Source organism: Cerasicoccus frondis, assembly GCA_031296915.1.
In the GTDB taxonomy this organism is placed as follows: Bacteria; Verrucomicrobiota; Verrucomicrobiia; order Opitutales; family Cerasicoccaceae; genus Cerasicoccus; species Cerasicoccus frondis.
The window spans coordinates 17433-38667 of the sequence record JAVDPC010000007.1 but is presented as its reverse complement, the minus strand read 5'-3'; the positions used below and the strand labels follow the sequence as shown (position 1 = coordinate 38667).

Annotated in this window: 25 protein-coding genes; 12 read left to right on the top strand and 13 right to left on the bottom strand. The window is 57.1% G+C overall.

Annotated elements, in window-relative coordinates:
* Positions 1 to 27 precede the first annotated feature (27 nt).
* Positions 28 to 2709 (bottom strand): MGH1-like glycoside hydrolase domain-containing protein, encoded by a 2682-nt coding sequence (locus RBB63_RS07550; RefSeq protein ID WP_309382725.1) that lies wholly within the window; start codon positions 2707 to 2709, stop codon positions 28 to 30.
* Positions 2710 to 2838: 129 nt separating this feature from the next.
* Here RBB63_RS07550 and RBB63_RS07545 point away from each other — a divergent pair, with 129 nt between their 5' ends.
* From RBB63_RS07545 to RBB63_RS07535, 3 genes are all read left to right on the top strand, one after another.
* A complete protein-coding gene (locus RBB63_RS07545; RefSeq protein ID WP_309382723.1) occupies positions 2839 to 3615 on the top strand; it encodes a hypothetical protein in 777 nt (258 codons plus the stop codon).
* A 7-nt stretch (positions 3616 to 3622) separates the two neighbouring features.
* Positions 3623 to 4390 (top strand): PEP-CTERM sorting domain-containing protein, encoded by a 768-nt coding sequence (locus RBB63_RS07540; protein WP_309382721.1) that lies wholly within the window; start codon positions 3623 to 3625, stop codon positions 4388 to 4390.
* A gap of 109 nt (positions 4391 to 4499) precedes the next feature.
* Positions 4500 to 5090 carry a sigma-70 family RNA polymerase sigma factor gene (locus tag RBB63_RS07535; protein ID WP_309382719.1) on the top strand — a complete coding sequence of 197 codons (591 nt, stop codon included), beginning with the start codon at positions 4500 to 4502 and terminating at the stop codon, positions 5088 to 5090.
* Between the two features lie 90 nt (positions 5091 to 5180).
* Here the strand turns inward: RBB63_RS07535 and RBB63_RS07530 are convergent, their stop codons facing one another.
* The 3 genes from RBB63_RS07530 to panC are packed head-to-tail and all read right to left on the bottom strand — an operon-like array spanning position 5181 to position 7587.
* Positions 5181 to 6218: a M23 family metallopeptidase gene (locus RBB63_RS07530; protein WP_309382716.1), complete on the bottom strand. Its 1038-nt coding sequence runs from the start codon at positions 6216 to 6218 to the stop codon at positions 5181 to 5183.
* A gap of 7 nt (positions 6219 to 6225) precedes the next feature.
* The gene (locus tag RBB63_RS07525; RefSeq protein WP_309382714.1) at positions 6226 to 6732 is read right to left on the bottom strand and encodes a hypothetical protein; all 507 of its coding nucleotides are present in this window, start codon (positions 6730 to 6732) and stop codon (positions 6226 to 6228) included.
* A gap of 12 nt (positions 6733 to 6744) precedes the next feature.
* Positions 6745 to 7587, bottom strand: a complete 843-nt coding sequence (gene panC / locus RBB63_RS07520; RefSeq protein WP_309382712.1) for a pantoate--beta-alanine ligase — start codon at positions 7585 to 7587, stop codon at positions 6745 to 6747.
* A gap of 126 nt (positions 7588 to 7713) precedes the next feature.
* Between panC and RBB63_RS07515 the strand changes: the two genes are divergently transcribed.
* Complete coding sequence (locus RBB63_RS07515) at positions 7714 to 8127, top strand: response regulator (RefSeq protein WP_309382710.1); 414 nt, start codon at positions 7714 to 7716, stop codon at positions 8125 to 8127.
* Here RBB63_RS07515 and RBB63_RS07510 read toward each other — a convergent pair.
* Positions 8078 to 8497, bottom strand: a complete 420-nt coding sequence (locus RBB63_RS07510; RefSeq protein WP_309382708.1) for a hypothetical protein — start codon at positions 8495 to 8497, stop codon at positions 8078 to 8080. The two genes, RBB63_RS07515 and RBB63_RS07510, sit on opposite strands and share 50 nt — an antisense overlap.
* Positions 8498 to 8936: 439 nt before the next feature.
* On the bottom strand, positions 8937 to 9155 hold the full coding sequence (locus RBB63_RS07505; protein ID WP_309382706.1) for a hypothetical protein: 219 nt from the start codon (positions 9153 to 9155) through the stop codon (positions 8937 to 8939).
* A 146-nt stretch (positions 9156 to 9301) separates the two neighbouring features.
* Between RBB63_RS07505 and RBB63_RS07500 the strand changes: the two genes are divergently transcribed.
* On the top strand, positions 9302 to 9943 hold the full coding sequence (locus RBB63_RS07500) for a hypothetical protein (protein ID WP_309382704.1): 642 nt from the start codon (positions 9302 to 9304) through the stop codon (positions 9941 to 9943).
* A gap of 243 nt (positions 9944 to 10186) precedes the next feature.
* Here the strand turns inward: RBB63_RS07500 and orn are convergent, their stop codons facing one another.
* From orn to RBB63_RS07485, 3 genes are all read right to left on the bottom strand, one after another.
* Positions 10187 to 10723 (bottom strand): oligoribonuclease, encoded by a 537-nt coding sequence (orn, locus tag RBB63_RS07495; protein ID WP_309382701.1) that lies wholly within the window; start codon positions 10721 to 10723, stop codon positions 10187 to 10189.
* 18 nt (positions 10724 to 10741) lie between these two features.
* Positions 10742 to 11161 carry a GxxExxY protein gene (locus RBB63_RS07490; RefSeq protein WP_309382699.1) on the bottom strand — a complete coding sequence of 140 codons (420 nt, stop codon included), beginning with the start codon at positions 11159 to 11161 and terminating at the stop codon, positions 10742 to 10744.
* Between the two features lie 63 nt (positions 11162 to 11224).
* Positions 11225 to 11764 (bottom strand): adenine phosphoribosyltransferase, encoded by a 540-nt coding sequence (locus tag RBB63_RS07485; RefSeq protein WP_309382697.1) that lies wholly within the window; start codon positions 11762 to 11764, stop codon positions 11225 to 11227.
* 52 nt (positions 11765 to 11816) lie between these two features.
* Between RBB63_RS07485 and RBB63_RS07480 the strand changes: the two genes are divergently transcribed.
* Positions 11817 to 12371 (top strand): 5-formyltetrahydrofolate cyclo-ligase, encoded by a 555-nt coding sequence (locus tag RBB63_RS07480; protein ID WP_309382695.1) that lies wholly within the window; start codon positions 11817 to 11819, stop codon positions 12369 to 12371.
* A gap of 32 nt (positions 12372 to 12403) precedes the next feature.
* On the opposite strand, the gene RBB63_RS07475 is transcribed toward RBB63_RS07480, so the two are convergent.
* Together RBB63_RS07475 and RBB63_RS07470 are read right to left on the bottom strand one after the other, a co-directional pair.
* Positions 12404 to 12733: a DMT family transporter gene (locus RBB63_RS07475; protein ID WP_309382693.1), complete on the bottom strand. Its 330-nt coding sequence runs from the start codon at positions 12731 to 12733 to the stop codon at positions 12404 to 12406.
* Positions 12733 to 13452 carry a zinc ribbon domain-containing protein gene (locus tag RBB63_RS07470; protein ID WP_309382691.1) on the bottom strand — a complete coding sequence of 240 codons (720 nt, stop codon included), beginning with the start codon at positions 13450 to 13452 and terminating at the stop codon, positions 12733 to 12735. The genes RBB63_RS07475 and RBB63_RS07470 overlap by 1 nt, the downstream gene beginning before the upstream one ends.
* A gap of 309 nt (positions 13453 to 13761) precedes the next feature.
* Here RBB63_RS07470 and RBB63_RS07465 point away from each other — a divergent pair, with 309 nt between their 5' ends.
* Positions 13762 to 14796: a 3-oxoacyl-ACP synthase III gene (locus RBB63_RS07465; RefSeq protein WP_309382689.1), complete on the top strand. Its 1035-nt coding sequence runs from the start codon at positions 13762 to 13764 to the stop codon at positions 14794 to 14796.
* A 2-nt stretch (positions 14797 to 14798) separates the two neighbouring features.
* Complete coding sequence (locus tag RBB63_RS07460) at positions 14799 to 15665, top strand: alpha/beta fold hydrolase (protein WP_309382687.1); 867 nt, start codon at positions 14799 to 14801, stop codon at positions 15663 to 15665.
* Between the two features lie 38 nt (positions 15666 to 15703).
* Here RBB63_RS07460 and RBB63_RS07455 read toward each other — a convergent pair whose 3' ends face one another.
* Positions 15704 to 16102: a hypothetical protein gene (locus RBB63_RS07455; RefSeq protein WP_309382685.1), complete on the bottom strand. Its 399-nt coding sequence runs from the start codon at positions 16100 to 16102 to the stop codon at positions 15704 to 15706.
* 42 nt (positions 16103 to 16144) lie between these two features.
* Entirely contained in the window at positions 16145 to 17230 is a 1086-nt protein-coding gene (locus RBB63_RS07450) for a suppressor of fused domain protein (protein ID WP_309382683.1), read from the bottom strand.
* A gap of 392 nt (positions 17231 to 17622) precedes the next feature.
* On the opposite strand from RBB63_RS07450, the gene RBB63_RS07445 reads away from it, so the two are divergent.
* Genes RBB63_RS07445 through RBB63_RS07430 form a run of 4 tightly spaced genes read left to right on the top strand, consistent with a single transcriptional unit; the run spans position 17623 to position 21188 of the window.
* Positions 17623 to 18282, top strand: a complete 660-nt coding sequence (locus RBB63_RS07445; RefSeq protein ID WP_309382681.1) for a hypothetical protein — start codon at positions 17623 to 17625, stop codon at positions 18280 to 18282.
* Between the two features lie 45 nt (positions 18283 to 18327).
* The gene (locus RBB63_RS07440) at positions 18328 to 18990 is read left to right on the top strand and encodes an HAD family hydrolase (protein WP_309382679.1); all 663 of its coding nucleotides are present in this window, start codon (positions 18328 to 18330) and stop codon (positions 18988 to 18990) included.
* 9 nt (positions 18991 to 18999) lie between these two features.
* Positions 19000 to 20250, top strand: a complete 1251-nt coding sequence (locus RBB63_RS07435; protein WP_309382677.1) for a M48 family metallopeptidase — start codon at positions 19000 to 19002, stop codon at positions 20248 to 20250.
* A gap of 23 nt (positions 20251 to 20273) precedes the next feature.
* The gene (locus RBB63_RS07430) at positions 20274 to 21188 is read left to right on the top strand and encodes an endonuclease/exonuclease/phosphatase family protein (RefSeq protein WP_309382675.1); all 915 of its coding nucleotides are present in this window, start codon (positions 20274 to 20276) and stop codon (positions 21186 to 21188) included.
* Positions 21189 to 21235 lie beyond the last annotated feature (47 nt).

The window sequence follows — 21235 nt, the reverse complement described above, 5'->3', positions numbered from 1 at the left end:
GCGACGGAATGTCGAGTCAGCGCCGCCCTACTTTTTCTCCTTGCAGGCGTCTTCGAGGATCTTGGCGATGAGGCCCGTCCAACCGGTTTGGTGTGAAGCGCCACAGCCCCGTCCAGTGTCGCCATGAAAGTATTCATAGAAGAGGACGTTGTCCTTAAAATGCTCACCGCGATACCACTCCGCATGATCGCCATTGACCGGACGGTCGCCGTTTTCATCCGGCAGGAATAGCTTGAGCAAACGGCGGCTGAGGTCCTGCGCGGCGGCGTCAAGCGTTACCCAATTTCCCGAGCCAGTGGGCAGCTCAACCTTCAAGCGGTCACCATAAAAATGGTAGTATTTTTCCAAGGCTTCAATGATGAGGAAATTGACCGGCAGCCAGATCGGACCACGCCAATTCGAGTTGCCGCCAAAAAGATAACTACGCGACTCACCCGGCTCATAGGCTACGCGGTGTTGCTCGCCATTGAGGTCGAGCACGAATGGATTTTCTTCGTGGGCTTTGGACAGCGAACGAATGCCGTATGGCGACAGGAATTCATTTTCGTCGAACAGGTATTGCAGCACTTTTTCCATGCGTTCCCGCGACGCTAGACCGAGTAAGAATTTTGGTGAAACGCCCTTCCCCGCCGCAAAGTCCAAGCACGACACTTGCTCCGTGAATATCTGATTGTGCGTGAGAAACCACTGCATGCGCTTTTTGAAACCAGACAGCGATTCGATCGTTTCGTTGTGCAGCAGCTCGACTGCGCAAATCGGCAGCAAGCCCACCATCGAACGGATCGCCATGGGGATGCCCTGCCCGTCTCCGGTGTGCAACATGTCGTAGTAAAAACCGTCTTCCTCGTTCCAAAGACCGGTTCCGCCGAGGGTGTTAATCGCCTCGCCAATGGCCACGAAATGCTCGAAGAATTTCGACGCGACGCCTTCGTAGGATCGATCGGTCGCCGCGAGCTCCAAGGCGATGGACAGCATCGTCGCGCAATAAAACGCCATCCAGGCCGTGCCGTCCGCCTGCACGAGTTGGGCGTTGCCCGGCAATGGTTTTGATCGGTCAAAAGCGCCAATGTTATCCAGCCCGAGGAAGCCGCCAGCAAACAAATTGCGCCCCTCGGGGTCCTTGCGGTTCACCCACCAGGTAAAGTTGATCAGCAGCTTGTGAAAGCACTGCGCGAGGAAGTTGAAGTCGCGTTCGCCGCGCTTGGCGGTCATCTTGTAAACACGCCAGACGGCCCAGGCATGCACGGGCGGATTCACGTCGGAAAAGTTCCATTCATAGGCCGGTATCTGGCCATTAGGATGCAGGTACCACTCGCGCAAAAAGAGGATCAGTTGCTGCTTGGCAAAGTCGGGGTCGATCTTGTCGAACGGGATCATGTGAAAGGCCAGATCCCACGCGGCAAACCACGGGTATTCCCATTTGTCGGGCATGGAAATCACGTCGCGGTTAAACAAATGGTCCCAATCGCCATTGCGGATTTTCCCTCGTCCTTCCGGAGGTGGCGGGAAGTTGGGATCGCCCTCCAACCAGTCCTTCACCGAATAATGATAAAACTGCTTGGACTGCAACAACCCCGCATAACACTGGCGCAACACCTGATACTCTGCATCGCAAAGTTTCTTGCCGGTTATGTCTTCGTAAAACACATCGGCCTCGGCTTTTCGGGTGTTAAAAGTCGCCGTAAATTCTTTGCCGAAGGGCGACTTGGGCGCAACGTCAGCCGCCGCTAAACGCAAGCGAATCACGCGCTCCTCTCCACCGGGAATGTACAGGTTATAATGCGCGGCGGCTTTCGTGCCATGCCCGTTGGCGACGGCGTCCAGCTCGCCATCCACCACGTAGCGATGAAAAGCGTCTTTGGTGTGGTGGGCGTCATTAGGCGCATCAAAAACCTTTTGAGCGTTGGTGACATTTTCGGTGAAGAGGTAGTCGGGCGCATTTTCAGCCCAGAAATGAAATTCGCCCAAAGACTCATGCTCGGCGACCAGCTTCGCGTCGCTCTTCTTGATCAACGGCTTCATGTCGCAGCCTTCGTGATCGCAGCCCCAGATCCAGGTATTACGGAACCAAAGCTGAGGCAACACGTGCAGGTGGGCGCCGGCGGCGGCGCGATTGGCGATGGTGATCTGGATGAGGATATCGTTCGGACCCGCCTTGGCGTATTCCGTGTAGACATCGAAATAGCGGTCGTCGTCAAAGACGCCGGAGTCGAGGATCTCGAATTCGTCGTCTTCCAACCCGCGACTTGCCGCCTCATCAACCAACCACTGATAAGGGAACTCACGCTGCGGGTATTTGTAGAGCGATTTGGAATAGCTGTAGGTCGGCGTGGCGTCGAGGTAGTAGTAGAGCTCCTTCACGTCCTCGCCATGCGTGCCCTGGTGACCATCCAGGCCAAAGAGGCGCTCTTTGAGGAATTGGTCCGCCTCGTTCCACAGCGCCAAGCCAAAGCAAAGCCGGCACTCGCGGTCGGTGAAGCCCATCAGACCATCCTCCCCCCAGCGATAGGCGCGGCTGCGCGCGTGCTCATGCGGGAAGTAGCGCCAGGCGTCGCCATCTTCCGAATAGTCTTCGCGCACCGTGCCCCACTGACGCTCCGATAAATACGGCCCCCAACGCTTCCAGTTTTCCTTGCGGTCCTCGGAGCAACGGAGGCGCTCCCGTTCGGGATTCGCCGACGACTTGGCGGGGGCTTTCTTACGTGGCATAGAACGGAAGCTAATACGTTAATGTCCGGCTGACAACAACTTTGGACACTTCATTCCCATCTTTTATGAACAACTGCGGCGCCCCATTCATGCTCTATTAATGTTCGGTCTGATAAAGTTGTCGGTATCATGCCACTATTACATCATACTCACTGCACTGCCATCTTCATCCTCACCGCCAGCACGCTTGCCATGGGCAGCGCCAAGCTGAATGCCGCTGACATCGAAATCAACCAGACTTTCGGGGTGTTGGATTCCAGCACTTACGAACACAATTCAATCGACAGTGCGGTAGAGACGATCTACACGCCGTCATCTCCAAGCGTGGAGCTAACCGCGGATTTCAGCGCCTTGGGCGAAACCACGCTCAGTGTAACTTGGGAAGCGCCCGAAGGCTACTTGTATAATGTCTACACCCCCAGCGGCTTGGACTGGGAAGGCGGCGGCTATATCATCCAATTCACCTTTCAGTTTGGCTCGCTGACGGGAACTGACGGCTACACGGACTTCACCGTCGACTCCGTCAGTGTCGGTGGAAGCATCGGAGCGGAAATGCCAACCTACAACACGAGCTTTGCCTATGGCACAGATGGGACGGACACCACTCTAGAAACAAGCATCGGTTTCGCCGACTTCGTGGTGGGGGAAACCTATCAATTCTCAAGCGTGACCACGACTATGACGATCCCCGATAGCTACGATGGCGTCTTTTCAAGTTCATCGCTCACGTCCGCCACAAATATCTACTTGGAGCTCGTCGTCTACGAGGACAATGAGAATGACCCGGGCCAAGTGCTAACGCTGGTCGCCGTGCCCGAGCCTGGCGCGTACGCGCTGATCATTGGCTTAGCCATGGTCGTTCTCGCGCTGGTGCGGCGCTGCAATCGCAACCGAAACGCTTGTTAATCAATACATGCGACGACCCACGTTTCAGCGAGCGTTCCCAACTTTGTCGCGATTAATCACCGCTGTCTGCCTGATCATAAACAGCGCAGCAACGACTCAGGCCATCATAGAAACCGAACAAGACTTCGGAACGTATGTATCCAGCGTGTATTCGGAGACCCCTGGCTACTCTTACGGCACAAATCACTTTGGGCCATCGAATCCGTTTACCTCATTCTCGGCGGACTTCAGCGCATTAGGCAGCACAACACTCAGCATGACGTGGTCGGCGCCAGATGGCTTTGCCTACGACCTGTATGTTGCAGACGATAATGGCTGGAGCGAAAACGATGGCTACACGCTTTCATTTAGCATCAGCTTCGGCTCGTCCAGTGGCAGCAGTTCAACTGAGTTCACCATCGACAGCCTTACCATAGGCGGGAGCCAGGGAGCGAAATTGCCGACTGACTTTTCAGCCTACGCATCTGGCGCGGAAGGATCTGACCCGATCTTGCAAGCAGGAGGCACCATAAACGGTTTTGTAGTCGGTGAGCATTATCAATTTAGCAACATCACGCTCGTCGCCACCGTCCCCGCCGAGTACTACGCAGTCTTCACGGATTCGGCCCTCGATGACACTGCCAGCCGACTAAGCGCAAGCATTGAGAAAGACGCCCAAGTCAATTGGAACCCTACACCACTCCTAAACTTGGTCGCCGTGCCCGAGCCTGGCGCTTACGCGTTGATCTTTGGCTTGGCCATTGGTTGGATTGCCCTGCGCCGCCGCTTACGGTGAGGCTTAAGCGCCTCCATTGCTGACGCTGGCCGAGACAAGCGATCATCACACTTGACCATTCGGGCTTTGTGGCAGAGAGTGCGCCGACCACACCGCGCAAAAGACTGCTATGCCCGAGGATACGTCAGCCAAGCCAGAACTCGACCCCGCAACCTGGGTCGACGCCTATGGCGATGCGCTCTACAAGTTTGCCTACTTCCGGGTAAACAACGCTGCTCTGGCCGAAGACCTCGTGCAGGAGACCTTCCTCGCTGCGATCAAAGGTAAGGACCGCTTTTCCGGCAAAGCCAGCGTCAAAACCTGGCTCACCGGCATTTTGAAAAACAAGGTCATCGACTATTACCGCAAAAAGAATCGCACCCAGTCCATGCAGGAAACCGCGAACTTCTTTGAGCGCGAAGAGGCCGACCTGTTTAGCGAAGACGGCAGTTGGAACTACGACAACCCCAACATCCCCAAAGACTGGAACCCCGCCCAGGTCGAGAAAATGGACCGCAAGGAATTCATGCAGCAGTTCTATTTCTGCGCCGACAAGCTACCCGACAAGATCCGCACCGTCTTCATCATGCGTGAGATCGACGGCATTAAGAGCGAGCAAATCTGCGAAGAACTCGACATCACGCCGCAGAATCTGTGGACCATCCTCCACCGCGCACGCATGGCCCTACGCCAGTGTTTGGAAAAGAATTTCTTCGGTTGAGCCAAGTAGCATAGGCGTCCCGCCTGTGCCCGACTCAACGATTATTAGAGCTGGTTAGAGCACAGGCGGAACGCCTATGCTACGAAACGTTTAAAAACCGAAGAGCATCTTGAGGTCGCTCTTCAAGTTTTTGCCCGGCTTGACTGATCCTTCGGGGTTGGAAGTCTTAAACTCCAAGGTGTCGCGGCAATGGCCGGCAAACGCGTCCGGATTAAAATCTAGCAATGCAATGTCGCCTTCCTTGGCGCCATAGGGGAAGGCTTCCGGACCGAGGGGGGTCCACTTTTTGGGCAAGCCGTACCAAGTGTATTCAATGTCCCAGCCGCTCACGCCATCCACCGGAATGGGCTTCGTCAACAGGCTTGGGTAGCGAGTGATGAATTCCGGCACCGTCGCAGTGCCCACACGCAGCGTGAATGCGGTTGGCAAGCCGTGGAAATAGTCGCGGAAATTCTTAAAATCGCGGGTGCGCACGGCTTCCCAGAAGTGCACCGGATCCGCGCCAATTAAATTCAAGCCGCTGTAATCGCCATGATGATTTTTGCCCGAGAATCCTGCTTGCTTGTAGTAGTGGTCGAAGTCGCTGCTCTTGCGCAGGCCGATCTCGAAATGCAAGTGCGCGCGTTGACGGGGGATGCTGTAGCCGCCAGCCGATCGCCCCATGGTGCCAATACGCTGACCGCCCTCCACAAAGGCGCCGGTATGCAAACCGTCCTCAACTGCCGACAAATGCGCATACAGCGTATAGACCGGCACATCCGCCTCCGGGTGCTCCAGCACCACGTAGCGCCCATAGCTGCTGTTGCCTGCGACCTTGTTGATGTAGGCCACGCGACCGGGCATAATGGCGTAGATCGCGTCGGTCGCTTCGTGGTTGCGATCACGACCGATAGGCTTCAGGTCGAGCCCTTCGTGGAAGCGTGTCCCGCTGTTGCGCACGCAGCCGAAGAGCGCGGACTCTGGCAAGCCAGACGCCGTTGGCTGCGTAATCTCCTCCCAATCCGCACCCTCGAAGAACGCGGGGTTGGGCGTTGGCCAAAACAGGGGGGGGGCTGCCCCAAGTAAAACCGGCCAAACGGCCAGTAGGCAGATCAAGTAGGCGGCGACAGGTCGCTGGCGGGAGGACATACAAAAATTAGAAGCGGGCTTCGCGAACGGCTTCGTTCATCTTCTTTGTGTCGCCCTGCATTTCCATTACCAGTTTTTCCAGTTCCGGGTAAGGCATTTCGACAAAGGTGAAGTAACGACCGTCGCTGATGGCGCCATCGAGTTGGCGGGCGCCCAAGGCCTGGCCGCCGTATTCAAAAATAATCACGCGGCCATTGTTGGAGACAGACTGCCGATAGAGCTTGCGCGCGGCTGGCTCGTTCAGGTGAAAGAGCAAGGCGTAATCCCCGGACGCCACCTGCACCAATTGCACGTTGGTGACGTCTACTTCCGTGAAGATCGGCGTACCGCGCACGTTGTAAGACAGGCCGCTCTGGGGGAGGCTCATCGTCTTGCCAATATCACCGGCGCCACCGCCAGCACTGGACTCAATGTAAAAGCGCATGGGCTTTACTTTGGTGTCGTCGTCGTCTCCACAAGCAGTAAACAACAGGGCGGCCAGCATGGTGACCAGGATTGCAAGGTATTTGGACATATTGAAACGGGATTACAGGGACATGTTGTCGATGAGGCGAGTCTGTTCCAACCAGACCGCCACGGTCAAGAGGCTTTGACCGGGGTGGACCTCACGCTCGGGCTTCATGGTGTCGCGATCAACGACCTCTACGTAAATAATCCGTATGCGGCGGCTTTGGCTCAAGTGATGCGTCACCTCCGCCTTGATGCGGTCCACGCTCAAGTTGCCCTTGGCGACGATGTCCTGGCCGATTTTCAGCGCCTGAGAGAGGCGAACGGCGTCGGCGCGCTCGCCGGGCTCCAGGTAGCGGTTGCGCGAGCTCATGGCCAAGCCGTCAGCCTCGCGGATGATCGGCGCCACGATGATCTCAATCGGGAAAAACAGGTCCTTGACCATTTTCTTGATCACGGCGGCTTGCTGCGCGTCCTTTTGACCAAACACCGCAAAGTCCGGGCGGCAGACATTGAACAGGATCGCCACGATCGTCGAAACCCCGCGAAAATGCCCGGGGCGCGACACGCCGCACAAGCCCTGCGAATACTTGCCTTCCTCGATGTAAGTCGAGAAGGAGGGGGGGAGGATGTCGTCGCGCTCGGGCATGAAAATGATGTCCGCGCCGCGCGCTTCACATGCCGCGAGGTCCGCCTCGATCTGCCGCGGGTAGCGGTCGTAGTCCTCATTGGGCCCAAACTGCGTGGGATTCACGAAGATGGAGACAATGACCACATCCGACTTTTCGCGGGCAATGTCGATCAGCGACAGGTGCCCCTCATGCAGCGCGCCCATCGTCGGCGCCAGGCCGATCAACTGGCCCTTGCCGCGCAGCCGCGTCACATGAGTTTGCATTTCCTCAACTGAGCGTATAATTTGCATGTCGTTATTTATGTAATGGACCGGCGCCGAATGACACGCATAAACGTGACGACGGCGTACCAATTTTAATGATTGTTAATTTTCATCTTCACTTAACGGGGGTTTTACTCTACTCCCGCCCTTTGAATGAGCGAAGCCCAAGCCAGTAAAAAAGTAATTCTGATCGCGGATGACGATTTGGCGACGCGGACTTTCCTCAACGCCGCCGCGCGCAAACTCGGCCACGAGACCATCCTCGTCGACAATGGCAAGGACGCCTTTGACCAAGCCAAGAAGCACCGGCCAGACCTCATCCTGCTGGACATTTTAATGCCCGACATCGACGGCTACACCGACCTGCGCCTGTTGCGGCTCAACTGGCGGACGCGCGAAATCCCCATTGTGGTGATCTCCGGGTATGCGGATCAGGCTGATGCAGACCGCTGTCTCACTGCGGGAGCCAATTTTTTCCTGCCCAAGCCAGCGACGGTTGCGCAGGTGCGCACAGTCATCAACAAGTTCCTGTCGCCGGCAGTGGCGCCCGGGGAGGGGGGGGGCTAGCCCCGCCAGCCTGCTCCGGCTCCAAAACCGAGAGCAACACGCCCGCGCGACGGAAAATCGCCCGCGCCTCCGGCACGCTGCGCGCATGGATCAGCGCCGCCAAGCGGTCGATAAACTCGTCTGCCTCGTAGGTCGCCGTCTCCAGCAGAAAGAGCTGCAGCGCGTCGCGGTGAAATTGATAAGTATAGCGTAGTTTGCCCGTGGACTGGTAACTGGTGATCCGGTGCCCGTGCAGGCGCCCGGTGTCGCAACAATCACGGACAAACTGGCCTGTGCGGCCCAGCAGCGCCGCAACTTCATTGGTGTTAAACCAGATTTTGCCCTTCGGCAAAAGCGCGTCGAAATGTGGTTGGGAATGATCGTGTTTCATGGCGGAGGGGGGGGAGGTCTAGGTTTGAAGGTTCGGAAGTTGTAGGTTCGAAGGTTTTAGGTTGGTGGTGTGGAAGTTAAAGCGGATGCGCCGCCGAGGGAGGGGGGAGGTCTAGGTTCGAAGGTTCGGAAGTGGCTGGTCGGGAGGGTTGCCCTCAGCCGGGCAGGTATCATTTAAATGGCCATAATTCTGTAGCCCGCAGTTGTCAGGTAGGGCTCGCGCTTGCGCGATGCCGCAATAGGTGGAAAACGTGGCAAACTCGACGAGCTTGAACGGGGGCGGCATCGCGCCAGCGCGAGCCCTACTTTCTTGAAGGTGGAGCCCGGTGTCCCTACCGGGCTTGCGTTGCCTCACCAGGATCAGCAGGGTGAAGCAAGCCTGTTCGGGACAGCAGGCCCCACCTTAGACCAAGCAAATCCTGCTGAGGCATCGCCCCGCCCTACTCCTTGATGTAGGGCGAGCTGCGGCGGAATGGACGCTCCAGACGCTCCAGCGTGGGCGAGAGGTATCCCTCGGCGCACAGATGGTCTTTGAGCAGCGACGCAATCAGGCTAGACAGCGACCGCTGGTCCTCGGAAGCCGCCTGGCGAGCCGCATCCCGGAGATTCGGCGCAATGGAAATCGATAGGTTGACAGTCGTGGTGTTCAGTGTTCTCATGGTGAACGAATTCTCAGAAATTTATCCCCCCACTGCAACAACTTTTTACTATTTTTCGCTATTTTATTATTGGCTAATAAGCCTTCTTGAGTATCAAGGAGATACAAAACCTTAATGAGATAACCCTTTCAAAAACCAAAAACATTATGTCCACCGACGATCAAAAACACAAAACCGTTGGCGTATCCTTCCACCCGGACCTGCGTGAGCGCGCTGGCGAGCGCTCCCGCGAACTCGGCCTTTCCTTCAGCCGTTACGTCACCCTCTGCGTGGAAGCCGAGCTCAACGGCCACCCCTCGCAACTCCTTTCCCAGCCGGGAACTCCCCCACCCGCGCCGACCCCGGCCCCAACCCGAGAGGCGCTCAACCTCCAGTCCGCCATCGACGCCGGCAGCGACTACTCCGCCGCCAAGGCCGCCTCCATCGACTTCGAGGACGACATCGAGGAAATCCTCCGCGCCGACGACATTTGCTACACGCGCTACGCCGCCATCAGCAACCATCGCACGGACTTCCTCATCCAGCATGTCCATGAAAAGACCGACCGCACGATCCGCATCGCTCTGGAGTGCAAGCACAACCTGCGCGGCCGCTACACCGTGACCCTCGGCCAGGCGATTATCTTAAACAGCCTCCCCCAAGTCGACGCCGTCATCCTTTGCGTGCCGTATTTGAAAAATTTCGACGCCCACATCCGCGAAACCTTCGCCCAGCAGGGCATCCCCATCGCCATCCCGGACAACGTCGGCGAAATCATCCGCCAAATTGCGGATAAGACCGGTGAGTAGTGCGGCTGGGCGCGGGTTTATTAGCCGCGGATGAACGCGGATTTCACGCGGATGCGGAGAGGCAAAGCACTTTTATCTCTCACAAAGGCACGAAGGCACAAAGCTTGAGCGGGGGTCTTGAAAATGATCCTCAGTAATATTCGTCAGTCCTTTGGGTCTTTGTAAAAAAAACTCACGTCTCGCTGGCATCCGCGTCAAATCCGCGTTCATCCGCGGCTAAAAATTTGCGCCTCGCTGGACCGCTTAAGGCGCCTGCACGCGCTCCAAATAAAACTTCAGCTCGCCGATGGATTCGCGGATGTCGTCCAGCGCCCGGTGGGTCCCCTGCTTCGGGAATTTAAGATCGTAACGCTCCTGGAAAACGACCTTGAAGCTGCTCACATCGAGCATGCGGTAGTGGAGCTTGCTCGCGAACTTTGGTAAATAGCGGTCAACGAATTTGCGGTCCTGCCCGATGGAGTTTCCGCTCAAAATGATCGGCATCTCGCCCCAATGCGGCTCCACGGTTTTGACGAGCATTTCGTCGAGCGCCTCCTCGGTCACGCCGCCGGGCACGCGGTCCACAAGGCCGCTTTCACCATGGGTTTTCTGGCACCATTCGTCCATACCGGCGAGGACCTCAGGCGTCTGGAAAACGGCGGTCTCCCACTCGGCCAGGACTTCGTTAAAATCGGCGGAGGTCACGATAATCGCGGCCTCCAGGATGCGGTCATTGACCGGATCAAGCCCGGTCATTTCGAGGTCAAGCCAGCACCAGGCTGGTTGTTTGGGTTCAGACATATTACTTAGCAGACGAGTTTATTTCTCACGCGAAGACCCAAAGACCCCAAGCTTTTCATCGTCAAGGCCATTGATGACGCGCGTGATGCCGTCCTTCATTAAAGGGGCATTGAAGTTGAGGAGGAAACCAAGCTTCAGGCTACGTAATTTCAGATAAGTGAACAGTTGCTTGTGGTGTGATTTGTTCAGTTGCTCCACTGCCTTGAGCTCCAAAATCACCTTGTTTTCTACGATGATATCCGCGCGGAATCCTTCTTCGAAGCGAATATTCTCATAAGTGATGGGAACTGAAACTTGGCGCTCGCATTGCAAGCCCCTCGACTCCAATTCACGGGCCAAGACCACCTCGTAAACGGTTTCCAATAAGCCAGGCCCCAAGGTACGATGCACCTTAACTGCTGCATCAACCACCTGTTTCCCTATATCATTTTCATCCATAAAACTTGGGGTCTTGGGGTCTTTGCGTGAGATTACTCGCGTGGCTTTGCGGGCGAATTCGCTTTACTCGTCCTCGGTGAACTCGATGACGGTGAAGGCGTCGATGCCTTCCTTGGCGAGAGCCTTGCGGCCGGGCAGTTCAACCAAGTCAATGATCGCGGCGAAGCCAATGTGCGCGGCGCCGAGGCGGCGCATCAGGCGGGCGGCGGCCAAGGCCGTGCCGCCGGTGGCCAGCAGGTCATCGACTATCAGGATGCGCTTGCCGTCAATGAGCGGCGTGTCGTGCGTTTCGATTGTCGCTTCACCGTATTCAAGTTGGTAGTCCTCGCTGATCGTCGTGAACGGCAGCTTGCCTTTTTTGCGAACCAGCACGAGCGGCTTGTGCTGCTGATAGGCCAACGAACCAGCCAAAATAAAACCACGGGCGTCGATGCCCACGACAATGTCGAACTCCTCATCAGTCGCCCAGCCAGCGATGCGGTTGAGCACGGCGCGGTAGGCCTCAGGGTCTTCAAACAGAGTCGTCACATCGCGAAAGTTGATGCCCGCGTGCGGCCAATCCTTGATCGTGCGAATGCTTGCTTTGATGCGTTCAGCTTTCATACTGAGGGCATCAACGCTGAAAACCGCATCCCGCTCAAGTCCTTTCCACACAATGTCCTCTAAAGCCGCTCTTCGCCACTTGGCGCTCGCCCGACGCAGCGCCCTGCACCCGCAAGAGCGACACACGCGCGACGTCAACATACTCCAGCGCCTCTTTGCGCTGTCGGATTTCACCAAGGCCGACCGTGTGCTTTTTTACGTGTCCTACGGCGCCGAAGTGGACACCCACGGGATGATGAATCGCTGCTTCGGCGGCAAAACCGTGCTCGCCCCCCGTGTAAACGGCGACCGGCTGCACATCCATGAACTACAGTCACTGGAAGAGCTACAGCCCGGCGCATTTGGCATCCTGGAGCCCATCGCTGGACTGCGCGAAGTGGAGCCCGCGAGCGTGGAAATCATCCTCGTGCCTGGCGCCGCTTTCGACCTGCGCGGCCACCGCATTGGCTATGGCAAGGGTTATTACGACCGCCTGCTCAACGGCGTGAACGCCTTGAAAATCGGCCTCGCTTACGACCGGCAAATCATCGACCACGTCCCCGACGAACCACACGACATCCCCGTGGATATTTTGATTACCAACGAGCGCATGGTGGATTTGCGGTAGCCCGTAGCATAGGCGTCCCGCCCGTGCTGCAATCAATGTCCGCCGGCGAGCTTGAGCACCACGACGCCGCCAATGATCAGCGCGACGCCGACCCAGCGCCACAAGCTCGAAGGATCTCCAAAGACCAAAACGCCGACCACAAAGGTGCCCGCCGCGCCAATCCCCGTCCACACCGCGTAGGCTGTGCCGATGGGAATCTGCTTTTGCGCGATCCACAGCATGTAGCCGCTGACGGCCATGGACGCGACCGCCAGGGCAATGCCCAAGGCGACCTTGCTCGTGGTCTGAGAAATTTTCAGCCCGATGGGCCAGCCGATTTCGCAAAGTCCGGCCAAAAACAAGCACAGCCAATATTTGCTCATCACAATTCCCAGTAGACCACGCGCCCGCAGTTTTCGCAATGGACGGGCTCGTTCTGCTGGCGGGTGGCGGACTCGGTTTCGCTGGACACCTTCAGGTGGCAACCGCCGCACTTGTGCTCCTCAATCGGCGCCACGTAAATGGGCTTCGGGCGACGCATTTTCACACGCTTGTAAGACTCCAAATACTTTTGCGCACACTGCGCCTCGGCAGCGGCGACTTCGGCCTTCACGGCGTCGACCTGCCCCTTCAGCGTTTGGTCGCGGTCTTTCAAGGTTTCGATTTCGTCGCGGAAAAGCTGGAGGCGTTCGTCGCTTTCAGCCTTCGTTTTCGCGTAGGCTTCGTTGCCTTCGTCGATCTCAAGCATCAGGCCGATCTCGGCTTCTTCGAGATCGCTAACCTTGGCTTCGGTCTGCTCGATCTCATGCGTGAGCGCCTGGTACTCATCGTTTTTCTTCACCAGCAGTTGCTGGTTTTTGTACTTCACGATTTGCTCCTCGGCGGACTTCACATCGTTGTCGAGATCCTTGCGGCGCACTTCGAGCTGCTGCAGCTCCTTGTGGGCGGCGGCGAGCGCGGCCTCCTCTTCAGCGATTTTCTTCTCGTATTTGGCGACTTCGAGCGGAATCGATTTCAGCGATTGCTCGATGTTAAAGAGCCGCGTGTCGCGCTCCTGCAAAATTAGTAGCTGCTCAATCTCGGGGTCCACGCTTTGCATCATGCACCGGGCGGCGCAGCAATAAAGTCTTTTCTGCGAGGAAATGTGGCGGCGAGGCAACTTATTGTCTCACGCGAAGGCGCGAAGCCGCAAGAGCTGAGGGGCAGACGATTTTCTCTCACGGAGGCACGAAGGCACAGAGCCAGCAGGACGTTGTTTTATGAGTTTCTCTCTTCGTGCCTCCGTGTCTCCGTGAGAAACATCCACGTCTCGGTGGTTCTTCGCGCCTTCGCGTGAACCACTGCGTCTCGCGGGCTGCGACGATATGCGCTTGCCCCGGCGAGGGTTATTGCCCACAACTGCGCGTTTGCCATGTTTACCTTTTCGCAGTTGGCCATTGAGAGCCTGGCCTACGCCGAGCCGCCCGAAGTCTGGACTTCGGACGACATCGAGGCGCGCCTGGCCCCGCTCTACGAGCGACTCAAGCTGCCCGCCGGTCGCCTGGAGCTGATGACCGGCATTCGCGAGCGCCGTTTCTGGCCGCTCGGGCACCGCCCGTCCGCCGCCTCCGCCGAAGCCGGCAAAAAAGCGCTCGCGCAGTCCAAGTTTGGCCCCGGCGACATCGATCTCGTCATCCACTGCGCCGTGTGCCGCGACCGCTTGGAGCCCGCCACCGCAGCCGCCGTCCACCACGAGCTCGGCCTCGGCCAGCACTGTCAGCTCTTTGATTTATCCAACGCCTGCCTGGGCTTCATCAACGGCCTGATGGTCGCGGGCGGCCTGATCGAAAGCGGGCAAGTCCGCCGCGTGCTCCTCGTTTCCGGCGAAAACGGGCGCCCCCTGATCGAGCGCACGCTCCGCGTCCTGCTGGAGGGCGACCACACGCGCAAAAGCGTGAAACCGTATTTTGCCAACCTCACCATCGGCGCCGGCGCCGTGGCCGCGGTCCTCTGCCGCACCGAGGAGACCGACGCCCCCTGCCCCCGCATCATCGGCGGCGTGACCGGCAGCGACTCCACCGCCAACCAACTTTGCCAAGGCGACTCCACTGGCGGCGAGCTGGATATGCAAACCGACTCCGAGGCGCTGCTCGCGGCGGGCGTCAACCTCGCCCAGCAGACCTGGACGCGCTTCCAGAGCCACACCGGTTGGACCACCGACACGCCCGACCGCGTGATCTGCCACCAGGTTGGCCGACGTCACCAGCGTGCGCTCTTCGAAGGCCTCGGCCTCGCGCTCGACAAGGATTTTTCCACCTTTGAGGAATGGGGCAACGTCGGCTCCGTCTCCCTCCCGCTCACCCTCGCCAAGGCCCGCGAAACCGACGCGCTGACCACCGGCTCCAAGGCCGCGCTGCTCGGCATCGGCAGCGGCCTCGTCTGCGCGATGCTCGCCCTCGAATGCTAACAATGGAACTCCCCGCCAACATCCGCGCGCTGTACCCCTTTGCGTCCCACTGGCTGGAAACGTCGGCCGGCCGCCTGCACTACGTCGACGAGGGTGCGGGCGAAGCCGTCATCATGCTCCACGGCAACCCGACGTGGTCCTTCTTTTACCGCGACGTCATCAAAGAGCTGTCCGCGACCCACCGCTGCATCGCGCCCGACCACATCGGCTGCGGCCTCTCGGACAAACCGCAGCAGTGGACCTACCGCCTGCAGGACCACATCGACAACGTCAAGGCGCTCGTCAACGAGCTCGGGCTGGAGTCGTTTTCGCTGATCGTCCACGACTGGGGCGGCGCGATCGGCATGGGCCTCGCCGAAGCCATGCCCGACAAGGTCAAGCGCATCGTCGTGCTCAACACCGCGGCCTTCCGCTCGCAGCGCATCCCCAAGCGCATCGCCCTGTGCAAGGTCCCCGGCTTCGGCGAATGGATCGTGCGCGGGTTCAACGCCTTTGCCGCTCCGGCGCTGACCATGGCCTCCTCCAAGGGCCTCCCCGCCGACGTCAAATCGGGCTTCATTTTCCCCTACAACAACTGGGCCAACCGCATCGCCACCCACCGCTTCGTGGCGGACATCCCGCTGGACGCCTCACACCCCAGCTACGCCACGCTCCAGCGCGTGGAAGACGGCCTCGCGCAGTTCAAAGACCGCCCGATGCTCATTCTGTGGGGTCAAAAAGATTTCTGCTTCAACAACCACTTCCTCGCCGAATGGCGCACCCGCTTCCCCGACGCGAAGGTCCAGCTCTACCCCGACTGCGACCACTACGTCCTCGAAGACGCCGGCGCGGAGGCACGGGGCGTGATCACGGAGTTTTTGCGGGAGTGAGTTTGTGACAACATAAATAGGTTTATCGCGGCCAACTCCTATATTAAATATCCTGGCTCATCATCAATATCACATCCGAGCAATCTCGCCCAATTTTCATGAAGACGCTTCATCAAATTAAGATCCAAGACATGATCTAACTTAACAGGACGCAATTCTAACATCGGAGCATGACCTCCTAGATTTACATTCCATAGATATAATCGTCCTGTTTCTAAACTTCTTTTCAGACTCATCGAAGTCATACCGCATGATTTAGCCAATTCAACATAGGGCGAGAAAGCTAACTCATACTCTGGCATTTCCATCAGATTTTTGAGGCTTCCATAAAAGCTCTTGTCGTAATTTCCGTCAAAATCTAGGTAGCTCGGCAATGACTCATGGAAAAGATCTTTTAACATTTGAAGGCTCATCAATCTGTAACGAACTGCAGCCATCTCATTTCAGTTAAATTTGAGAATACGAGGTGAAATACAACATTAAATCACCCGTTTTCGTTCCGCAATCACGCAAGATGGCGTCGCCGAAGGAAACAACGCGCAGAGGTCTTTGCTTGAATGACTTTCCGAAAAGTTGCGTTCTTCCGCCGTCAAGGGTATCGCCCAAAGCAGGCTCACCTTTTCACCTTGGGTCCGAGGTGTTTGGATATCTGGCGCATCAATGGGATTTTCTTTCAAGAGCACCGAATTAAAATCTTTGAGTGAGGCATCGTTCGCCAGAGAGTCACAAAGGACAGTGTGCCCGTCACCAAAAAATGTAAACTGATTCCAGGGAAGAGTCGCTTGAGCACTCAAATATGAAGCAAAAGCGAGTATGGTTTCCTCGGAGATCTCCTTGGAAAAACAGGCCGCAAACTCAAATCTGCGATAATCCATAGGATCTTCGTAGTGCATTTCTACGGCAGGCTGTGGGCGGAGGGATATCCCCAAAGTCAACAGATATACCTTGTCCGAATTCTCGAATAACACCAAAGCCCGCGCTGGCCAGTTACCTCCATCAATTGCAAAGTAGCGCTTGTGCGGACCAAGCGCTTGCTCGTAGACTGCCATGAATGCATCTTGGCATACTTCCCACGGACTCGGTGATCGATCCCATTGTGCCCAGTAATCGATGGCTTGCTGAATCCTCTCGTCCATTACACTCGTATCTTCCAACCCCCATGCCAATGGTGATTGCCCAAGGCAATCCCGGGCATAACCGTCAAACCCATCCATACCACCCCAAGGCGGAATCACGGCTAAGTATCGTCCATTCTCTAAAAGAGCAATACCGTCGCCTTCCGGAAACCAAACAAGTTGTAGGGACTCTGCTCTCAATGCTTCAGCACCTGCAGGATCCTTACAAAATGATTTGGGAAGCATCGGAGGCACTCCAACGTTCATGGATTCGTAATCAAGCTGGTCAGGAGCTTCACCTAAGTTTCGGATCCAGCATGTCTTGAGCCCGAATGCCTCATTACTTGGAGCCTTGAGGTAAAGGTAGGCGACACGATCGTCCTGCTCTACAACTGCGTAAAGATTTCCATGCGGCGAGTATTCCTCCAAAACGATTTCAGGCTCTTTCATTGACGTAAAACAGGATTGGGGAATGCAGTTGGTGAAGTATCACGACGGGAAACTAAGCGTGCTACCACCAACCGTAAAGTACAATATGCTCATCTCCATCAGCATAGTCCCCCAAAAGCTGTGACTAAAAAGCAGACTCATCGCCTTTCGTTTCAGTCTGGAATGTAGGGCTCGCGCTTGCGCGATGCCGCATTAGGTGGAACAGTGTCCTTGAGCGGAAGCGGCGTCGCGCAAGCGCGAGCCCTACATCCCGACCGCTGGCCATTACGCAACTGCGAGTCGAGAGAAACGATCCGCGCCACCCTCCCTCCCCAATGATAATCCCGCCGTGAGATTGTAATTCCGGGCGCGGAGGAAACGTGGTAGCTTAGGCGCACTAACCAGCTACTCACATGAAACCAATCTGCCCGACCTGCAATGCCGGCATCCCGAACGCACGCGTGAATCTCGCCGAGGGCGTGGCGCATTGCCCGGGCTGCGGCGAGTATCATCGATTGTCTCACCTGTTACGTGACAGCGTGGGGATCTCGCGCATTGCCAAACCGGATGACTCCAAGATTCAGCACTATCGTGAGGCCGATTCGATGGGGTTCATTATTCCGCGCAATGGACTCAAGGGCGCGGGTTGCTTCTTTCTGGTCTTTGCGCTATTCTGGAACAGCTTTGTGTGGTTTGCCGTCGTGGACCTGTTCCGCAAAGGCGAATACGGCATGCTTTGGTTTCTGTCGATTTTCGTGGCCGCCGGGTTGTTCCTGATTGCGTGGGTAATGATGACCGTTTTTGCCGAAACCACGATCGCCATCGACACGCAAGAGGCGTCCGTCATCTGGTCGATCAAGAGCCTGCGCTGGCGCAAAAGCACACAACTCGACGCCATTACCGAGATCGACGAAGGCGAACTTTACCAGCAAAACTACAAGCCGGTCTACGGCGTGTGCATCCACCACGGCAAGAAGCAGATCAAGTTCGGCTCGAACTTGAGCGAAGACGAGCGCCGTTGGATGATCGGCGAACTGCGCGATTTTAAAGCCAGCGTCCCGCTGGACCGATAGATTTGCACATTGTGCAAATGCATAAATTCCCGCAGGATTAATTGGATGCACTACTCTGCCCTGTTTCTTGATTTCTACGGCACGCTCGTCGCCGAAGACGATCCTGTGATTGAGGCAATCTGCGCCCAAGCCGGCGCCAATAGGCAAGCCTTTGGCCTGCGTTGGTCCACGCTTTTCGCCCAACTTTGCGCTGAGTCGCACGGCGCGACGTTTCAGACCCAACGTGCGATCGAGCTGCAATCACTCGAACTCGCGATGCAAGAAGCGGGTGTAGACGGCGACCCACTCGCCATGTCGCAAGCACTCTACGACTATTGGCAGGCGCCCGAACCGTTCCCCGAAAGCACGTCGTTTCTGGAGCATTGTCCGATTCCCATCTGCATCGTATCAAACATCGACATGCAGGACATCCAGCTCGCGGCGCAAAGTTGCGGCTGGCGCTTTGAGCGGCTGATCACCAGCGAACAAGTCCGCTCCTACAAGCCGCGCCCGGAGATTTTTCATGCAGCCCTGGAAACCATGGACATCCGCCCGGAACAGGCCCTGCACGTCGGCGATTCCCTCTCGTCCGACATCCGGGGGGCCTCTGCAGTCGGCATTGACACGGTTTGGCTCAACCGCAAGGGGCGCCCATTTCGCGATAAACAGCTTGAACCCACCTACGAAATCCAAAACCTTGAGCAACTAATCCCGATTTTGATTCGTTAAAATAGTTCTATGCTGACCACGCCCATTGTCGTCTTCCTCGTATTGATCATCGCCAAAACCGCGATGGAGTTTCGCCTGTCATGCCTCAATCGCAAAGAAGTGCTGGCGAATAAAGACCGCATTCCCGACGCCTACCGTGAAGTCGTCGACGAGGAAACTTACCGCAAGTCCGTCGACTACACTTTGGCCAAGAACAGCCTTGGCCGCAAGGAGCTGATTTACGACGCCCTCATGCTCGCGCTGATCGTGGCCACCGGCTTTCTCGCCTGGCTGTATAATTCCCTGACTGGCCTGCTGGGCGAAGGCGTCTGGGGCCAGGCCGTGGTCTTGTTTTTGACGTTTATCATCATTGGGCTGCCAAGCCTGCCGTTTGAATGGGTCAGCACGTTTAAGCTGGAGGCGAAGTTCGGCTTTAATAAATCCACGGTCGGACTTTGGATCAAAGACAAGCTGATCGCGCTGGCGATCGGCGCCGTGCTGGGCATCCCCGTGTTGGCGCTGTTGCTGAGCATTTTTAACTGGCTGCCGAACAGTTGGTGGTTCTGGGGCTTCATGGCCTTCTTTGCGCTACAGCTGATCCTGATGGTGCTGGCGCCACGGGTGATCATGCCGCTGTTCAACAAGCTCACGCCGATGGAAGCAGGCCCGCTGCGCGATCGCCTGCTCGCCCTGGGCGAACGCACCGGCTTCAACGCAAAAACCATTCTCGTGATGGACGGCAGCAAGCGCTCCGGCCACTCCAACGCCTTTTTCACCGGCTTTGGCAAGTTTCGCAAAATCGTCCTTTACGATACCCTGATCGAGCAGCTCGAGCCCATCGAGCTGGAGTCCGTGCTCGCGCACGAAATCGGCCATTACAAAAAGGGGCACATTCCAAAGATGCTCGGCATCGCGTTCTTTGCCGGTTTGCTGTGTTTCGGCATCATGGGCTGGCTCGCGACGCAGGCGTGGTTCTACACCGACTTTGGCTTCGATCCAGCTTCGGGCATGGCGCCGGTATTGCTGCTCTTCATGCTGATCAGCGGCCTGTTCACCTTCTGGCTCACCCCGGTCTCCAACACCATGTCCCGCAAGCATGAATACGAGGCCGACGCCTACGCACGCATGATGATGAACGACGATCCGATGCCGCTCGTCACCAGCCTGCACAAGATGCACGAAAAGAATCTCAGCAACCTGACGCCCCACCCGACTTTTAGCTGGTTCTACTATTCCCACCCGAACCTGCTGGAACGCGAAGCGGCGCTCAAAGCTAAATGACCTTTTAACGACGAATTACGCGAATGAACACGAATCAACTCCTGACACATTCGCGGACATTCGCGCTATTCGTCGTTTTATGTTTCGCTGGTTCTTTGGCGGCGGAGACGGTTCGCGTGGCGAGCTACAATCTCTACAATTACCTCGATACCGACCGGTGGGTGGATGGGCATTATCGCATGGCTTATCCCAAGCCAGAAGCGGAGAAAACCGCCGCGCGCAAAGTCATTGTCGCCGCGAAGCCCGACATTCTCGCCCTGCAGGAAATCGGCGGACCGCTGCACTTGGAAGAGCTGCGACAGGATTTAAAAAAGGCCGGCCTCGACTACCCTTACGCCGAATGCCTGATCGGGCCTGACGAAAATCGACGCATCGCAGTCCTATCGAAAATTCCGTTCGCCGCAAAAGGCCACACCGACCTGGATTTCAAATACTTCGATGGCCGCGAGGTGATCAAGCGCGGCTTGCTCGAAGTCACTTTTGGCGAAGGCGACGCAGCGTGGACGCTCTTTGTCGTGCACTTGAAAAGCCGCTGGACGAATCGCGACGACGACCCGCAGTCTGGCGCGCGCCGCACGGGTGAAGCCCAAGCGGCAAGGGACTTTATTCGCGAGGTCTACCCGCCGGACAGCGATCCGCGTTACCTAGTCGTGGGCGATTTCAACGACACCAAACGCAGCGCGCCTGTCCGCCGTTTTCTCAGCGTCGGCAAGACGGAGTTAACGCAACTGCCAGAGGCCGTCGACTCTCGCGGCGAAGCGTGGACTTTTCATTATCGGGCCGAGGATAAATACGAGCGCGTCGACTACATCCTCGCCTCACCCGCGCTGGCGCCGTTCATCGTGGGCGGCCAAACGCACATCTACGATGGCCAACCCGAGACCAGCCAGGCCAGCGACCACCGCCTGCTTTATGTGGATTTAGAAGTCGGCGGTTGATGCCAAAAAAACGGCGCCCATTGCAGGACGCCGTTTATGAAATTTCC

Coding starts and splice junctions, on each gene's coding strand:
- RBB63_RS07540 (WP_309382721.1), top strand. CDS start 3,623: ATGCGACGACCCACGTTTCAGCGAGCGTTCCCAACTTTGTCGCGATTA.
- orn (WP_309382701.1), bottom strand. CDS start 10,723: ATGTCTGAACCCAAACAACCAGCCTGGTGCTGGCTTGACCTCGAAATG.
- RBB63_RS07505 (WP_309382706.1), bottom strand. CDS start 9,155: ATGAGAACACTGAACACCACGACTGTCAACCTATCGATTTCCATTGCG.
- RBB63_RS07525 (WP_309382714.1), bottom strand. CDS start 6,732: ATGTCCAAATACCTTGCAATCCTGGTCACCATGCTGGCCGCCCTGTTG.
- RBB63_RS07500 (WP_309382704.1), top strand. CDS start 9,302: ATGTCCACCGACGATCAAAAACACAAAACCGTTGGCGTATCCTTCCAC.
- panC (WP_309382712.1), bottom strand. CDS start 7,587: ATGCAAATTATACGCTCAGTTGAGGAAATGCAAACTCATGTGACGCGG.
- RBB63_RS07490 (WP_309382699.1), bottom strand. CDS start 11,161: ATGGATGAAAATGATATAGGGAAACAGGTGGTTGATGCAGCAGTTAAG.
- RBB63_RS07460 (WP_309382687.1), top strand. CDS start 14,799: ATGGAACTCCCCGCCAACATCCGCGCGCTGTACCCCTTTGCGTCCCAC.
- RBB63_RS07450 (WP_309382683.1), bottom strand. CDS start 17,230: ATGAAAGAGCCTGAAATCGTTTTGGAGGAATACTCGCCGCATGGAAAT.
- RBB63_RS07515 (WP_309382710.1), top strand. CDS start 7,714: ATGAGCGAAGCCCAAGCCAGTAAAAAAGTAATTCTGATCGCGGATGAC.
- RBB63_RS07480 (WP_309382695.1), top strand. CDS start 11,817: ATGTCCTCTAAAGCCGCTCTTCGCCACTTGGCGCTCGCCCGACGCAGC.
- RBB63_RS07435 (WP_309382677.1), top strand. CDS start 19,000: ATGCTGACCACGCCCATTGTCGTCTTCCTCGTATTGATCATCGCCAAA.
- RBB63_RS07485 (WP_309382697.1), bottom strand. CDS start 11,764: ATGAAAGCTGAACGCATCAAAGCAAGCATTCGCACGATCAAGGATTGG.
- RBB63_RS07440 (WP_309382679.1), top strand. CDS start 18,328: ATGCACTACTCTGCCCTGTTTCTTGATTTCTACGGCACGCTCGTCGCC.
- RBB63_RS07470 (WP_309382691.1), bottom strand. CDS start 13,452: ATGATGCAAAGCGTGGACCCCGAGATTGAGCAGCTACTAATTTTGCAG.
- RBB63_RS07510 (WP_309382708.1), bottom strand. CDS start 8,497: ATGAAACACGATCATTCCCAACCACATTTCGACGCGCTTTTGCCGAAG.
- RBB63_RS07550 (WP_309382725.1), bottom strand. CDS start 2,709: ATGCCACGTAAGAAAGCCCCCGCCAAGTCGTCGGCGAATCCCGAACGG.
- RBB63_RS07545 (WP_309382723.1), top strand. CDS start 2,839: ATGCCACTATTACATCATACTCACTGCACTGCCATCTTCATCCTCACC.
- RBB63_RS07475 (WP_309382693.1), bottom strand. CDS start 12,733: ATGAGCAAATATTGGCTGTGCTTGTTTTTGGCCGGACTTTGCGAAATC.
- RBB63_RS07430 (WP_309382675.1), top strand. CDS start 20,274: ATGAACACGAATCAACTCCTGACACATTCGCGGACATTCGCGCTATTC.
- RBB63_RS07535 (WP_309382719.1), top strand. CDS start 4,500: ATGCCCGAGGATACGTCAGCCAAGCCAGAACTCGACCCCGCAACCTGG.
- RBB63_RS07465 (WP_309382689.1), top strand. CDS start 13,762: ATGTTTACCTTTTCGCAGTTGGCCATTGAGAGCCTGGCCTACGCCGAG.
- RBB63_RS07530 (WP_309382716.1), bottom strand. CDS start 6,218: ATGTCCTCCCGCCAGCGACCTGTCGCCGCCTACTTGATCTGCCTACTG.
- RBB63_RS07455 (WP_309382685.1), bottom strand. CDS start 16,102: ATGGCTGCAGTTCGTTACAGATTGATGAGCCTTCAAATGTTAAAAGAT.
- RBB63_RS07445 (WP_309382681.1), top strand. CDS start 17,623: ATGAAACCAATCTGCCCGACCTGCAATGCCGGCATCCCGAACGCACGC.